The 17,115-nt window shown below is 68.9% G+C and carries 1 protein-coding gene; it reads right to left on the bottom strand.

Features of this window, described 5'->3' with window-relative positions:
- Window positions 1-71: 71 nt before the first annotated feature.
- Entirely contained in the window at window positions 72-16,958 is a 16,887-nt protein-coding gene (locus AB0M74_RS11520; RefSeq protein ID WP_364904996.1) for a type I polyketide synthase, read from the bottom strand.
- Between the last annotated feature and the right edge of the window lie 157 nt (window positions 16,959-17,115).

The following is a 17,115-nucleotide window of genomic DNA, read 5'->3' as shown; positions in this document are numbered from 1 at the left end:
CTTGGTACTTCGAACAGCCACGTCAGTGGGTATTGCGAACCGCTGTTACCCGTCGGCTCGGGTCGGATTCGCTACGGTTGGGCCTCGCCCAGCTCCTCAGCCAGCCAGCGCCGTATCTCGTCCGCGGCGGCGGCGGATTCCGTGCCGATGATCGAGAAGTGGTCTGCGTCGATTTCGGCCGTCTTTCCGGTGTGCATCCATGTGGGCACCGGCTCGGCGAGATCGAGGCCGGGCAACTGCGTCGCCGCCCGCAGGTCGAACGTCGGCGCGGTGATCGACACGGGTTGCCGTTTGTCGAACAGCTGCGCATACTTCGCCATCGCGACCAGGCCGTGATCACCGATCTCGGTGACCTCGTCGCCGAGGTCGAGCACAGAGCCGATCGCGGTCACCAGAACCTGGCGATTCTGCTCGGCGTCGTCGGGTGAATACGTGTCGAGCAGGATCACCGCTGCAGGCCCACGCCCGGTCTGCTCCAGTCGATGCGCCAGCGCATGCGCGATCGCGCCGCCCGCCGAATAACCGAGGAGAACAACCGGGCGGAGGTTGTCGGCGCCCGCAACGGCCGCCGCCAGGTAATCCAGCAGCACGTCCCACGATTCGGGCAGCGGTTCGCCCAGTTGGGTACCCGGCAGACGCAGGGCGGCGATCGTGCGGTCCGCGCCGAGTTCGCGCGCCAGTCCGCCGAACTGCTGCGGTCCGGTGCCGACCACGAACGAAGGAACGCAGATCAGCGAGAGCCGGGAGGTGCCCCTGCTCAGCGGGATCGGCGCGGGCTGAACCAGCAACTCGGTGCCGCTGGGGAACGTGTCGACGAGCTTGGCGCTTTCCAACAGCATCGGTACCGCGGCCTCGACACTCCCGCGTCGATGGGCGGCAAGGACCAGCTCGGTGAGCCCGCCGCGGGTCCGTGGCGCTGTCCCGGTTTTCCCGGGCGCCACGGTGGGTGCGTCCACCGCGTCTACCGTGGTCGGCAAGATCTCGGGGATCCGCGAACACAGATAGTCGGCCAGTCCCGCAGCGGTGGGATGGTCGAAGACCAGGGTGGACGGCAAGACCAAGCCCGTCGCCTTGGCCAGCCGGTTGCGGAACTCGACGCCCGCCAGCGAGTCGAAACCCAGCTCCGTGAACGGCGCACCCGGATCGATCATGTCCCCGGATTTATGTCCGAGACTCGCGGCGACATGTTCGACAACCGTCGCGAGCACAACGTCCGCCCGGTCGATCTCCGGTGCCGCGGCCAGCTGCTGCGCCAACGACCGCACACTGGTCGCGCGGCGCGGCGCCGCGGTGACCAAGGAGCTGAGCATCCTGGGCAGTGCACCTGCCGCGGCCTGCGCGGTGAGTGCCGCCATATCGAGACGTACGCCGATGCTCGTCGGCAGACCGGAGGCCAGGGCGGCGTCGAACAGCGACATCCCGTAGTCGTCGTCGAGGGGGATCGCCCCTTCTCGACGCAGCCGCGCGATATCGGCCGCGGTGAGGGTGCTGGTCATACCGCTGGTCGCACGCCACGGACCCCACGCGATGGAGGTCGCGGGCAGGCCGTGGTGGTGCCGGTGTTCGGCGACCGCGTCGAGGAACGCGTTCGCCGCCGCGTAGTTGGCCTGGCCGGGGCCGCCGATCGTCCCCGCGAACGAGGAGTAGAGCACGAACATCGACAGGTCGAGGTCCTTGGTGGCCTCGTGCAGATGCCACGCCGCGTCGGCCTTGGGCCGCAAGACCGCGGCGAGCCGCTGCGCGGTCATATCGGCAAGCAGACCGTCGGCCAGCACACCTGCGGTGTGCACGACACCGGTCAGCGGATGCTCCTGTGGGATGGTCGAGAGCAGCTCGTCGAGTGCCGCGCGTTCGGTCACATCGCAGGCGACCACGTCGACATGCGCGCCGAGCGCGGCCAATTCCGCCGCGAGCTCCGCGGCGCCCGGCGCGGCCATGCCCCGCCGACTGGCCAGCAGCAGCCGCCGCACCCCGTGCTCGACGACCAGATGCCTGGCCGCCAGCGCGCCCAATCCGCCGGTTCCTCCGGTGATCAACACGGTGGCGTCCGGTCGTGACGCGACGAGCTTGCCCGCGTCCACGCCACCGCGACTCAACCGCGGTGTGTAGGCGACACCATCGCGCAGCACCAGCTGAGCTTCGTCCGCGATGGCCACAGCCGCCGCGACGCCACCGCGGTAGTCGTCCCCGCCGTCCACATCGACGATCGCGATGCGGCCGGGGTTCTCGTGCTGACCGCTGCGCAGCAGACCCCACACCGCGGCGCCGACGAGATCCACCGACGCACCGGCTTCGAGGGCAACCGCGTTTCTGGTGACGACGACGATCCGTTCCTGCTGGGTCAGGCGTTCGGTCACCTGCGCTGCGATGTCGACGAGCCGAGCGTGCAGCGCACCCGGCACGTCCGCATCGATCGGCGAGTCCGCGAGTCGAATCACGGCCACCGGCCTGCCGTCGACCGTCACCGTCTCGCCGTCGTCGGTGCTCGCCCAGCGCGCGCCGGCGACGAGATCGCTCGGTTTCGGTGTCGGCACCGGAACCCAGCGGAGCTGGTAGGCGGCGTGGCTCAGCTCGGAAGCACCTGCGGCGCGCAGAGTGTCGATCGGGATCGGACGCATGGTCAACGCCGCGACCTCGAAGACAGGCTCCCCGTGCGAGTCGGCGAGCGTCACCGTGATCCGATGGTTGTCCGGTCCCGTCGGACCCGACTCGGCGGCAGCCAATCTGACCCGTGCCGTCGTGGCTCCGACGGCGTGCAGATCCACGTTTTCCCACGAATAGGGCACGAAAATCTCGCCGTCGGCAGGCACTCCGGTCAACCCGGTGAAGCGAATCGCGTGCAGTGCCGCGTCCAACAGCGCAGGATGCACCCCGAATCGACCGGCCGACGAATGTTGCTGCTCCGGCAGATTCACCTCTGCGAAGACCTCGCCGCCACGCTTCCACAGCGCGGTCAACCCTTGGAACAACGGCCCGTGCCCGTAACCGCGCTCGGCCAGCTCCGCGTACATGCCGCCGATATCCACCCCGACCGCGCCCGCGGGCGGCCAGCTCGCCGCCATCGCCGTCGCGGTGCTCGCGGTCGGTGATGCCGGTGCGACAAGAGTTCCCGTCGCGTGGCGAATCCACTGCGCCCGGTCCGGCGCGCCGTCGCGTTGCGGACGCGAATACACCGAAACGAGGCGTGCGCCGGTGTCATCGGGTCCGTCCGCAACCACCCGCAGCTCGACGGCGCCCTCGGCGGGCACCGCAAGGGGCGCGGTCACCACCAGTTCGGCAAGTCGGCGACTGTCGGTCATCGCCCCGATATGCAAGGCCAGTTCCGCGAACGCCGTGCCCGGCAGCAATACCGTCCCGCCGATCATGTGATCGGCCAACCACGGGTGGCTCGACAACGACAATCGACCCGTCAACACCACGCCATCGGAGTCGGGCAGCCAGACCGCCGCACTCAACAGTGGATGCTCGACGTCGTCCAGACCGGAAGTCCGGACATCGCCGGTGTCGACCGCGGCCGCCAGCCAGTACCGCTGGTGCTGGAATGCGTAAGTCGGCAGCGGGACTCGACTCACCGAGCGCCCCGCGAACAACGACTGCCAGTCCACCCCGATGCCGGCGATATGCGCCTGCGCGAGGAATGTCACGAAGCGACTGACCTCATCGCCGACGCGACGACTCGCAGCGGCGACCAGCCATCCGGCCGGGACATCGCCGTCATCGCTCACACATCGGCGAGTCATCGCCGTGAGTACCGCGTCGGGTCCGATTTCGAGGAATCGGCGCACGCCGGTGTCGGCGAGCGACCCGATCCCCGGCGCGAAGCGGACCGCGGCACGCACCTGCCCGACCCAGTACTCGGGATCGGTGAATGCCTCGCCCACCGCACCGGTCACGTTCGACACGATCGGCAGCAACGGATCCCGGTAGGTCACTTCCTGCGCGACGGCACGGAACTGCGCGAGCATGGGTTCCATTCGCGCGGAATGGAACGCGTGACTGACCCGCAAGCGCGTCGTCTTGCGGCCCTGCGCCGACAATGTCCGCTCCACCTCGTCGACGGCGTCCGCGTCACCGGAGATCACCACGGCATCCGGACCGTTCACGGCCGCGACCGACGCCCGGTCTCCGAAGCCGGTGAGCAGCTGCGCCGCCTCGGCTTCCGGCAGCGCGACCGCGAGCATCGCGCCGCCCTCCGGCAACGCACCCATCAAACGGCCACGCGCCGCCACCAACGCGCACGCGTCCGCAAGCGACCACACCCCTGCCACATACGCGGCAACCAATTCGCCGATCGAATGCCCGATCAACACATCCGGGGTGATGCCGAACGACTCGACGAGCCGGAACATCGCCACCTCGAACGCGAACAGCGCGGGCTGAGTGAACTCCGTCCGATCCAGCACACCGTCGGGATCGGTAAACATCACCTGCCGCAAGGACAGCGCGTGGCTCGTCGACGGGTTTTGGTCGGATGACTGGACGGCCTGGCCGAGGTGCCGATCGAATTCGACGCACACCTCGTCCAAGGCGGCCGCGAAGACGGGGAACGCCGCATACAGCTCAGTCCCCATCCCGATCCGCTGCGCGCCCTGGCCGGTGAATACGAACGCCGTCTTCCCTGACCCGACCGTTCCTTCCACCACGCCGGAGGACGACGCACCCGCCGCCAGCTCCGCCAGATCGGCAAGCAACTGCTCCCGGTCACGGCCGACGACCGCGCCGCGCCATTCCAGTTGTGCACGCGTTTCGAGCAACGACCGCGCGATGCTCGGCGCATCGGCATCCGGATGATCGACCAACCACGCCCGCAATCGGTCCGCCTGAGCCCGCAGACCAGCCTGGGATTTCGCCGACACCAGCCACGCGACCACGCCCTCGTGCGAGGGCGTCGGGATCTCGGTCGAGGACCGCTCCTCCCGCATGGGCACGGGCGCTTCCTCCACGATCACATGCGCATTCGTGCCACTGATACCGAACGAGGACACACCCGCCCGACGCACCCGCTCCCCCGCGGGCCACGGCTCCGCCTCCGTCAGCAAACGTACCGACCCCGCCGACCAATCCACATGTGGCGACGGTGTATTCACATGCAGCGTCTTCGGCAACATCTGGTGCCGCAACGCCTGGACCATCTTGATAACGCCACCGACGCCGGAAGCCGCGACCGCGTGCCCGATATTCGACTTCAACGATCCGATCCGGACCGGTTCGGTACGCCCTTGCCCATAGGTGGCGATCAAGGCCTGCGCCTCGATCGGATCACCCAACGGTGTGCCGGTCCCGTGCGCCTCGACCGCATCGATGTCGGTGGGATCCAGCCCGGCGACCGCCAACGCCGCCTCGATCACCCGTTCCTGCGACGGCCCGTTCGGCGCGGTCAAACCGTTGGAAGCACCGTCTTGATTCACCGCCGAACCACGAATCACGGCAAGCACGGTGTGCCCCAACCGCTGCGCATCCGACAACCGCTCGATGGCGAGCACGCCGACGCCCTCCGACCAGCCGACACCGTCGGCACCGTCGGAGAAGGATTTGCAGCGCCCATCGGGCGCCAGACCCCGCTGCCGGGCGAAGTCCACGTACAGTTCCGGGCTTCCCGAGATCGTGACACCGCCCGCGAGCACCAGCGAGGTCTCCCCGTTGCGCAGTGCCTGGCACGCCAGGTGCAGCGCAACCAGCGACGACGAGCACGCCGTGTCCACCGTGATGGCAGGTCCCTGCAAACCGAACACGTAGGCGACCCGGCCCGAGGTGACGCTGTCGGAGTTCCCGGTCATCCGGAAACCTTCGTGTTCGCCGACCACCCGCTCGGCGTAACCGGACGGGGTGGCGCCGACGAACACCCCGGTATCGCTGCCGCGCAGCGACGTCGGATCGATGCCCGCGTCTTCCAATGCCTCCCAGGCGGCTTCGAGCATCAGCCGCTGCTGCGGATCCATTGCCGTCGCCTCGCGTGGACTGATACCGAAGAACCCGGCGTCGAAAGCACCTGCCGCGGTGAGGAATCCGCCTTCCCGGACATAGGTGGTGCCTGGTTCGTCGGGGTCCGGGTTGATCAGCCGCTCGAGGTCCCAGCCCCGGTCCGAGGGGAAGGGCGTGATCGCGTCCCTACCGGCGGCCACCAGATCCCAGAGCTGTTCGGGGGACGCGACGCCGCCGGGATAACGGCAGCTCATTCCGACGATGGCGATCGGCTCGTCCGTCCGCGTCCGGCGCAGGGTTCTGCTCGGGCGTCGTTGCGCGACAGGGGTATCGCCGATCCGGGACACCAGGAACGCCGCCACCGCCCGAGCGGTGGGGTGGTCGAAGACGAGGGTCGATGGCAGCGACAGGCCGGTGGCCTTGGCGAGCCGATTCCGGAATTCCACACCGGCCAGCGAGTCGAAGCCCAACTCGGTGAAGGCAGCCTCCGACTCGATCGCCTCGGCCGAGGCATGCCCGAGTACCGCAGCCGCCTGCTCCCGCACCACCTCGAGCGCCACTTCGTCGCGTTCGGCGGCCGACACCGACGCCAGCCGCCCCACCAGCGACCCGACGTTTCCGGGCGACCTGGTTTGCGCCGAAACCAGCGAACTCAGCACCTTCGGCAGTGCTCCCGCCGCGGCCTGCTCCGCAAGTCCCGCCGCATCGAATTCCGCGCCGACCACCAGCGCCGCGTCGGCGGTGACCGCCGCGTCGAACAAGGCCAGCCCGGTCGTGTCGGCGAGTGCGCGGAAACCCAACCGCCGCAACCGCTCCAAACCGGCCGCACCGAGCTCGCCGGTCATGCCGGTGTTCGCGTTCCACGGACCCCATGCCACCGAGACCCCGGGCAGCTCGGCCGCCCGCCGCAGTCGAACGACCGCATCGGCGAAAGCGTTCGCCGCCGCGTAATTGCCCTGTCCCGGCGAACCGGCCAGCCCCGCGACCGACGAAAACACCACGAACGCCGCAAGATTCGAATCCCGCGTCGATTCGTGCAACAACCACGCCCCGTCCACCTTCGGACGCATCACCCGATCCAACTGTTCGGCAGTCAACGTCTCGACGGTGCCGTCATCCACCACACCCGCGGCGTGGACGACAGCAGACAATGGCGACTGCGCGGGAATCTCGGCGAGCATCGCCTCGACGGCGCTGCGATCCGCGATATCGCACGCGGCGACGTCCACTTCGGCGCCCAGCGCCACCAGTTCCGCGACCAGCTCGGGCACGCCATCGGCGTCGCGACCACGTCGCGATACCAACAGCAGCCTGCGCACCCCGTGCTCGGCGGCCAGATGGCGCGCGACGAGCGCACCGAGTCCGCTGGTTCCTCCGGTCACCAGCACCGTCCCGGCCCCGAACGACACCGGGCCCACACTCGGCGACACCGGTTCCTTGCGCAACCGCGGCGCCGACAACCGGCCGCCACGCACCGCGACCTGCGGCTCATCCGCGGCCAGCGCCGCCGACACCGTGTCTGCGTCGATCTCGTCGTCGCGGTCGAGTAGCACGATCCGACCCGGATGCTCGGCCTGCACGCTGCGCACCAGCCCCGCGACAGCCGCGGACACCGGATCAGGCGACTCGCCCGGTAGCCCGAGCGCGTTACGGGTGACCACGACCAGCCGCGACCGAGCCACCCGAGAGTCCGCCAGCCACGACCGCAACAGGTCGAGCGTTTCCGCGACCGTCCCGCGACCCGCTTCGGCCACATTCACGCCGTCGGATTCGTGGTCGCCGACCACCCAGACGAGCGCGTCAGCGACCGCGTCGGTATCGGCCAGGTCGTGCGGCTGAGCGAATCGATGATCGATCCCGGCCACATTCCCGCCGAACATCGCCAACGTCCCGGCAGGCTCGGTTGACCCCGCCGCGACCGGCACCCACTCCACGCCGTACAGCGGCACCGATGCCGAGCTCGACCGAACCCGTTCCACCGTGCGCCGCTCCACCGGATGCATCACCACGGACTCCGCGCTCAAAACCGGCCCGCCCGCCGCGTCCACCACGTCCATCCGCATGCGGTTACCGCCGAGCATCACCGCACGGAGCCGGACCGGCCCCGACCCCGTCCGCGCCAGGCGCAGACCGCCGATCGACACCGGCAATGGGATCCGGCCCTCAGGGATGTCGTCCATGACGAAGTCGAGAGCAGGGTGCAGACAGGCGTCGAACAACACGGGATGAATCCCGTAACCCGGTGCCTGACCGGCCGTTGTCGCGTCCAACGAGACCTCGGCGAACATCTCGTCGCCGCGCCGCCACATCGTGCGCACCCCACGGAACGCCGGGCCGTATTCCATGCCGAGCTCCGCGACCCGCTGATACAGCACCTGCTCGTCGAGCCGTACCGCACCCACGGGCGGCCATGTCTGGTCCCATCCGGTCTCGGCGTCCGCCGTCGCGTCGGCGGCGGCCAATACCCCGCTAGCGTGCGGAACCCACGCATCGGCATCGTCGAGGTGCTGGGCCCGGGAGTAGATGGTGAAGCGTCGTCGCGCATCCGGTTCGATCTCGCCGACAGCGACCTGCAGATCGACGGCGTGCTCCCCGAGTGCCAGTGGAATGTCCAACCGCATCTCTTCGACGGTCCGCAGCTCGAGCCGCGCACCGATCGCCGACGCCAGCTCCAGGTAGGTGGTCGCGGGCACCACCGCGGTACCGAACACCACATGCTCGGCGATCCACGGATGACGGGCGTCGGAAAGCTGGCCGGTGAACAACCACTCGTCCTTGCCCGCCACCGGCACCGCATCCAGCAGGATCGGATGGTCGATATTGCCCGCGGCTACCGGACGCACCACCTCCAGCCAGTACCGCCGACGCTGGAACGCGTACGTCGGCAACGGAACCCGTACTGCGGCCCGGTCGGCGAGCAACGGCTCCCAGTCCACCTCGATGCCGGCGTTGTGGGCGTCCGCGAGGAACGTGAGGAACTGCGTCACCTCGTCGGCGCCGCGCCGTCCGGCGGCCGCGACCACCGACCGCGAATCGACATCCTCGGGCAGGCACTGCCTGGTCATCGCCGTCAGCACGGCGTCAGGTCCCAATTCCAGGAACCGCCGGACACCCATATCCACCAGGGCATCGACGCCGTGGGCGTAGCGGACGGTGTCGCGCACGTGACCGACCCAGTACCCGGGATCGGCGAAAGCCTCGCCGCCCACCACGCCGAACACGTTCGATATCACCGGCAACAACGACCGACCGTAGGTCACTCCCGCGGCCACGGCCTCGAACTCCGGCAACATCGGTTCCATCAATGCCGAATGGAAAGCATGGCTGACCCGCAACCGCGATGTCTTGATCCCGTCGGCGGCCAGCTGTGGTTCCAGTTCCCTGATGGCATCCTCGGCACCGGATATCACGATCGAGGACGGCCCGTTCACCGCTGCGATCGATAGCCGGCCACGGAACCCGGCGATGGCTCCGAGCGCCCGCGCTTCCGGGATCGCGGCGGCCAGCATCGCGCCGCCGTCGGGCAGTGCGCCCATCAAGCGTCCCCGCGCGACAACAAGCGCGCAGGCGTCGGCCACCGACCACATCCCGGCCGCGTACGCGGCGACCAGCTCGCCGATGGAATGCCCGATGAGCACGTCGGGGGTGATCCCGAACGACTCCACGAGCCGTAACAGCGCTGCCTCATAAGCGAAGAGCGCGGGCTGGGTGTACTCCGTCCGGTGCAGCAGCTCTTCGCCCGCAGTACCGAAGACGATGTCTTTGAGCGTGACGCCGGGCGACGAGGGCTCCAGCAGCCGGTCGAACTCGGCGCACAGCTCGTCGAACGCCGAGGCGAAGACCGGGAACGCCGCGTACAGCCCGGCGCCCATACCGATCCGCTGCGCGCCCTGTCCGGTGAACAGGAACGCGATCTTGCCGCCGACCGGCGTGCCATCGGTCACGCCTGGCGCCGCCGTGCCCGCGGCCAGGTCCGCGAGGCCCGCCAGCATGGCGTCCCGGTCGCCCGCGACAACGGCCCCGCGCCGATCGAATCGGGCCCGCGTCGTCAGCAACGAACGGGCCACATCGACCAGGTCCGCTTCCGGGTGCACTGACAGCCACGCACGCAGTCGAGCGGCCTGCCCCCGAAGTCCCGCCTCGGATTTCGCCGATACCAACAGTGGCACCATGCCCGCGGCCACCGGCACTGTGCCCGCAGCCACCGGCACCATTCCCGCAGCCACCGGCGGCGTGGCGGCCGCGACCGGCTCGGTCGCGCGCTGCTGGCCCGCGGGCGCTTCCTCGAGGATGATGTGAGCGTTCGTGCCACTGATACCGAACGACGACACACCCGCCCGACGCACCCGCTCCACTGACGCAGGCCACGGCCGTTGTTCGGTCAGCAAGCGCACCGATCCCGCCGACCAGTCCACATGCGGCGACAATGCATCCACATGCAACGTCTTCGGCAACATCTGGTGCCGCAACGCCTGCACGATCTTGATGACCCCACCGGCACCCGCGGCCGCCTGCGAATGCCCGATATTCGACTTCAACGAGCCGACCCACAATGGCTCCGCGCGGCCCTGCCCGTACGCGGAGATCAAGGCCTGCGCCTCGATCGGATCACCCAACGGTGTCCCGGTCCCGTGCGCCTCCACCACATCCACATCGGTGGGATCGAGCCCGGCGGCGGCCAGCGCCGCCGCGATCACCCGCTCCTGCGACGGACCATTCGGCGCGGTCAAACCATTCGACGCACCATCCTGATTCACCGCCGAACCCCGAACAACAGCCAGCACGTTGTGACCGAGCCGCCGCGCGTCCGACAACCGCTCCAACACCAGCACACCGACACCCTCGGCCCAGCCGACACCATCGGCCGCGGCCGAGAACGCCTTGCACCGACCATCACGCGACAGCCCACGCTGCCGCGAGAACTCGATGAACATGAACGGCGTCGACATCACCTGAGCACCACTTGCCAAGACCAGAGAGGTCTCCCCTTGACGCAGGGCCTGGCAGGCCAGATGGATCGCGACCAGTGACGACGAACACGCCGTGTCCACGGTGACCGCAGGACCCTCCAACCCCAAGGTGTAGGCCACTCGCCCCGAGAGCACACTGCTCGTCGAGCCGGTGCCGACATACCCCTCGGCGACCGAACCGGCCGCCTTGGCGATCTCCTCGTAGTCCTGATACGAGACGCCGGTGACCACTCCGGTGTCGCTACCCCGCAACGACAACGGATCAATACCCGCGTCCTCCAGCGCTTCCCACGACGCCTCCAGCAACAACCGCTGCTGCGGATCCATCGCCGCCGCCTCACGCGGACCGATCCCGAAGAACCCCGCGTCGAAACCCGCGATATCGGAAAGGAATCCGCCGCGTCGCAGGTAGGAGGTGCCGGAGTGATCGGGATCGGGATTGAACAGCCGATCCAGATCCCAGCCGCGATCGGTCGGGAACTCGCCGATCGCGTCCGTTCCGGACGCGACCACCTCCCACAAACCCTCCGGTGAGGTGATCCCGCCGGGGTACCGGCAGCTCATCCCCACGATCGCGATCGGTTCATCGGTACGGACCCGACGCGGCACGCGGGCGACGGCACGGCCGGTGTCCGCTTCCTCCTGATCACCGACATGCGACCGCACGAACGTCGCCACCGCAGCCGCGGTGGGGTAGTCGAACACCAGCGTCGACGGCAGCTGCACTCCGGTGGCCTTGGCGAGCCGATTGCGGAACTCCACTCCGGCAAGGGAATCGAAGCCGAGCTCGGTGAACGGCGCGGTGGGATCGATGGCGTCGCCGGAAATGTGACCGAGCGCGCCTGCGACCTGCTCACGAACAACGTCGAGCACGATCGTCGCGCGTTCCTCGGCCGGGGCGGCGGCCAGCCGGCGCGCCAATGTCCCGCCCGTGTCCGCGGCGCGGCGCACCGGCACCGTGACGATCGAATGCAACATCCGGGGCAAGGCCCCCTCGCGCGCCTGCACCGCCAGCGCCTCGGTGTCGAACTCCGTCGCGACCACCACCGGTGCTGCCGCGACGACCGCGCGATCGAACAGCGCCAAGCCATCCGCCGTCTCCAACGGACGCACGCCGAGGCGACTCATTCTCGCCATCGCCGCGGTTCCCAGTCCGCTGGTCATGCCGATGTTCTGGTTCCACGATCCCCACGCGATCGACACCGCGGGCAAGCCCGCCGCCCTGCGCCGCGATGCCAGCGCGTCGAGGAATGCGTTCGCCGCGGCATAGTTGCCCTGCCCGGGGTTGCCCACCACGCCCGCGACCGACGAGAACAGGACGAACGCCGAAAGATCACGGTCGCTGGTCAATTCGTGCAGATGCCACGCCGCGTCCGCCTTCGACGCCAGCACCCGGTCCAGCTGCTCGGCGGTCAAGGTCTCGATGGTGCCGTCGTCGAGCACGCCCGCCGAATGGATGATCGCGCTCGGCGCGAACTCGTCGGGCAATTCCGCGAGCAGCGCCGCCACCGCCGCACGATCGCCCACGTCGCAGGCCGCGACGCGCACCTGCGCGCCCGCTGCCGTCAGCTCGCTCACCAGCTCGGCAACACCGTCGGCGCCCGCACCGCGCCGCGACGCCAACACCAGTCGCCGCGCACGGTGCGCGGCGACGAGGTGGCGGGCCAGCTCGGCGCCGAGACCGCTGGTGCCACCGGTGATCAATACCGCGCCGGCGCCGAAGGACGACGCGTCTGCCACGGCCGAGCCCACCTGCCGCCGCAGTCGCGCGACCCGCAGGCCGCCACTGCGCACGGCCAGCTGCGGTTCGTCCGAACTCACCGCCGCGGCAATCACCTCGACCGTCGCGTTCTCCTCGACGCCCAGGTCGACGAGCACGAACCGGCCCGGATGCTCGACCTGCGCACTGCGCACCAAGCCCCACACCGCCGCGGCGGCCACATCCGGCGACTCGCCCGACACGCTCATCGCTCCACGCGTCAGCACCACCAGTCGCGAATCACTCAACCGCGCCTCGGCCTGCCACGTCTGCAACAGCTCCAGCGCCGACCGCACCCACTGGTGCGTCCGCGCTGTCACCTCGCCGCCCGCGACGGCTTGCGAGTCGCTCGAAACACCACCATCGGTCGAATCGTCACCGGCAGGCGACCAGACGACGATCTCTGGCGCCCCCGCGTCGTCGAGCAGCTCGGTGAGCGCCGCGCTCCGGCGCTCGACGCCCGCGACACTCGCGCCGCCGAGCAGCGCGACCGACGCAACCACCCCGGTCGACCCCGACGACACCGGCACCCATTCGACATCCGACAGCGACGCCCGCCGACCGGCCCCGCTGTTGAGCACCTTGGCATCCACGGGGCGGGCAACGAGCGAATCGAGACTCAGCACCGGGGCCCCGGTGTCGTCGACAGCGAGGACCCGTATCCGCCCGGCTCCCCACCGCACAAGCCGAACTCGGGCGGCCGTCACCCCGGCGCGGTACACCCGAGTCCCGGCGAAGGAGAACGGCAACGGCAACCGACCTGACGACATGTCCTGCGCCAGCCCCCCGATCGCCGCGTGGAATGCGGCGTCCAACAACGCGGGATGAATGCCGAACCCCGGTGTCTGATCGACGGTTTCGGCCGCGAGCGACACGTCGGCGAGCAGATCGTCGCCGTCGCGCCAGACCGACGTGACGCCCTGGAACGCGGGGCCGTAGCCGAGCCCCAAGTCCGCCAATTGCTCGTAGAGGCCGTCGGTCGGCACCGGCTCGGCACCGGCGGGCGGCCACTGTTCGGTCGCAGCCGACCCGTACCAGTCCGGCTCGACCCACGCGGGAACGCTCTCCGCGGCCGGAGCCAACACCCCATTGGCATGCGACACCCATTCGCCCGCATCGGGATTCCCGTCGGCAACGGCACGCGAGTGGATCACGAACCGGCGGCGGGCCGCCCCGTCGGCGGGCTCGACACCGAGCTGAATGTCGACCGCAGTGCCTGCCTCGAGCAGCAGCGGCGCTTCCAGCAGCAGTTCCTCGACGAAGTCGACACCGAGCCGCGTGCCCGCCGTCGAGGCGAGTTCCATAAAACCGGTCCCGGGCAGCAACACCGAGCCGAAAACCGCGTGATCGGCCAACCACGGGTGGGTCAGCAACGACACCCGTCCGGTGAACAGCCATTCGTCCTTGCCTGCCAACGACACCACGCCGGTCAAGATCGGATGATCCGATGACCCGACCGACGCGTTAGTGACGAGTGGCTCCAACCAGTACCTCTGACGCTGGAACGCGTACGTGGGCAACGACACCCGCTGTAGTGACCGGCCCGCGAACATCGGCCGCCAGTCCACGTCGACACCGGCGGTGTGCGCCTGCCCCAGCAACATCACGCACTGCGTCACCTCGTCGACCGAGCGTCGAGACGCGGCGACCACCACCGAGTCCGCCTCGGCATCCGGGTGTTCGGCCAGGCACTGGCGAGTCATCGAAGTCAGTACCGCGTCCGGGCCCACCTCGACGAACCGCCGCACCCCTGACGCGACGAGAGCGTCGACGCCGGGCGCGAACCGCACGCACCCGCGCACCTGCTCGACCCAGTACCCCGGATCGGTCACCTCGACCCCGACCACAGCGCCCGAGACATTCGACATCATCGGAACGATCGGCATTCGATACGTCAAACCCGAAGCAATGAAGCGGAATTCGGCCAGCATAGGTTCCATCCGCGCGGAATGGAACGCGTGGCTGACCCGCAGTCGCGATGTCTTGACTCCCGCCTCGGCCAGCCCGCGCTCCGCCACTTCGACGGCGTCCACATCACCCGACAACACCACCGACGCGGGACCGTTCACGGCCGCGATCGACAACCGATCCCCGTACTCCGCCACGATGTCCACTGCACGCTGCTCGGTCACCGCCACCGCGAGCATCGCGCCACCCTCCGGCAACGCACCCATCAAACGGCCACGCGCCGCCACCAACGCGCACGCGTCCGCAAGCGACCACACCCCTGCCACATACGCGGCGGCCAACTCGCCGATCGAATGCCCGATCAACACATCCGGGGTGATGCCGAACGACTCGACGAGCCGGAACATCGCCACCTCGAACGCGAACAGCGCGGGCTGAGTGAACTCCGTCCGATCCAGCACACCGTCGGGATCGGTAAACATCACCTGCCGCAAGGACACCGCGGAGCTCGTCGAGGAGTGGTCAACGGATGCCCGATCGGTCCCACCGAGGTGCCGATCGAACTCGGCGCAGACCTCGTCCAACGCCGCCGCGAACACCGGGAACGCCGCATACAGCTCCGCCCCCATCCCGACCCGCTGGGCACCCTGACCCGTGAACGCGAATGCCGTCCGACCCCCGACAGTCGGACCGGACGACACCGCACCCGACGCCAGGTCGGCCAACCCTGCGATAAGTTGCTCTCGATCGCGGCCGACTACCGCACCACGCAAGTCCCACTGCGCCCTGCTATCGATCAGCGACGACGCCACACTCCACAGGTCCGCGTCCGAATGGTCGATCAGCCACTGCCGCAACCGATTCGCCTGGCCGCGCAGCCCTTCGGCGGACTTGGCCGACACCACCAACGGCACCACATCTACCGCGACGGTTTCGGATTCGTCAGGCGATGTCGACGCAACCGGGTCGCCGGTGGGGGCACCTTCGGCTGACCCGCCGACCAGCGCTGGTGCTTCCTCGACGATCACATGCGCATTGGTGCCACTGATACCGAACGAGGAAACTCCCGCCCGACGAACCCGCTCCCCCGCGGGCCACGGTTCCGCCTCGGTCAGCAAACGCACCGACCCCGCCGACCAATCCACATGCGGCGATGGCGCATCCACATGCAACGTCTTCGGCAGCACCTCGTTCCGCAGTGCCTGCACGATCTTGATGACCCCGGCCGCACCCGCGGCCGCCTGCGAATGCCCGATATTCGACTTCAACGATCCGATCCGGATCGGTTCGGCACGGCCCTGCCCATATGCCGCGATCAGCGCCTGTGCCTCGATCGGATCACCCAGGGACGTACCCGTCCCGTGCGCTTCCACCACATCCACATCGGCAGGGGCCAATCCGGCGGCGGCCAGCGCCGCCGCGATCACCCGCTCCTGCGACGGACCATTCGGCGCGGTCAAACCATTCGACGCACCATCCTGATTCACCGCCGAACCCCGAACAACAGCCAGCACGTTGTGACCGAGCCGCCGCGCATCCGACAACCGCTCCAACACCAGCACACCGACACCCTCGGCCCAGCCGACACCATCGGCCGCCGCGGAGAAGGACTTGCATCGACCGTCCGGCGACAGACCACGCTGCCGCGAGAACTCGATGAACAAATACGGCGTCGACATCACAGTCACACCGCCGGCCAACACGAGCGAGGTCTCGCCGCGCCGCAATGCCTGGCAGGCCAGATGGATCGCGACCAGCGACGACGAACACGCCGTATCCACCGTCACCGCAGGGCCTTCCAGACCCAACGTGTACGCCACCCGGCCCGACACGACGCTGCCCGCCGAGCCGACGCCCGCGTACCCCTCGTAGACCGGCCCCGCAGCCCTCGTCTTGTGCTCGTAGTCCTCGTACATCACCCCCGCGATGACGCCGGTGTCGCTACCCCGCAACGACAACGGATCAATACCCGCGTCCTCCAGCGCTTCCCACGACGCCTCCAGCAACAACCGCTGCTGCGGATCCATCGCCGCCGCCTCACGCGGACCGATCCCGAAGAACCCCGCGTCGAAATCGCCGACATCGCGCAGGAAGCCGCCCTCCCGCGTGTACACCTTCCCGAACCGGTCGGGATCGGGATCGAACAACCCCTCGACGTCCCAACCCCGATCCAGCGGAAATTCGCCGACGGCGTCCGCACCGGACGCGACCAGGTCCCACAGCTGTCCCGGCGACTCGACGCCACCCGGGTAGCGGCAGCTCATACCGACGATCGCGATCGGCTCGTCGATGCGTTCCCGCAACTGGGTCAGATCGTCGCGAGTCGTGAGGAGCTCGACGGTGACCTTCTTCAGGTACTCCAACATGCGGTCGGACGAATCGCCGGTGCCTTTGTCCACGTTTCACATCCAGGGTATTTCGGGGTTGACAAAGAAGCCCGGCGGCAAGGAGCGACGCGGGCCTGGTGAGTTACCGAAATCGTTCGGTCAGGTGTCGGTGACGAGGCGGCGACTGGAGTCGGCCGGCGATCGCCTGTTCTCTGCGGAGTGTCCGGCC

The sequence above is a fragment of the Nocardia sp. NPDC051463 genome (genome assembly GCF_040681975.1).
Taxonomy (GTDB): Bacteria; Actinomycetota; Actinomycetes; order Mycobacteriales; family Mycobacteriaceae; genus Nocardia.
This window is presented reverse-complemented; position numbering and strand designations above follow the sequence as displayed.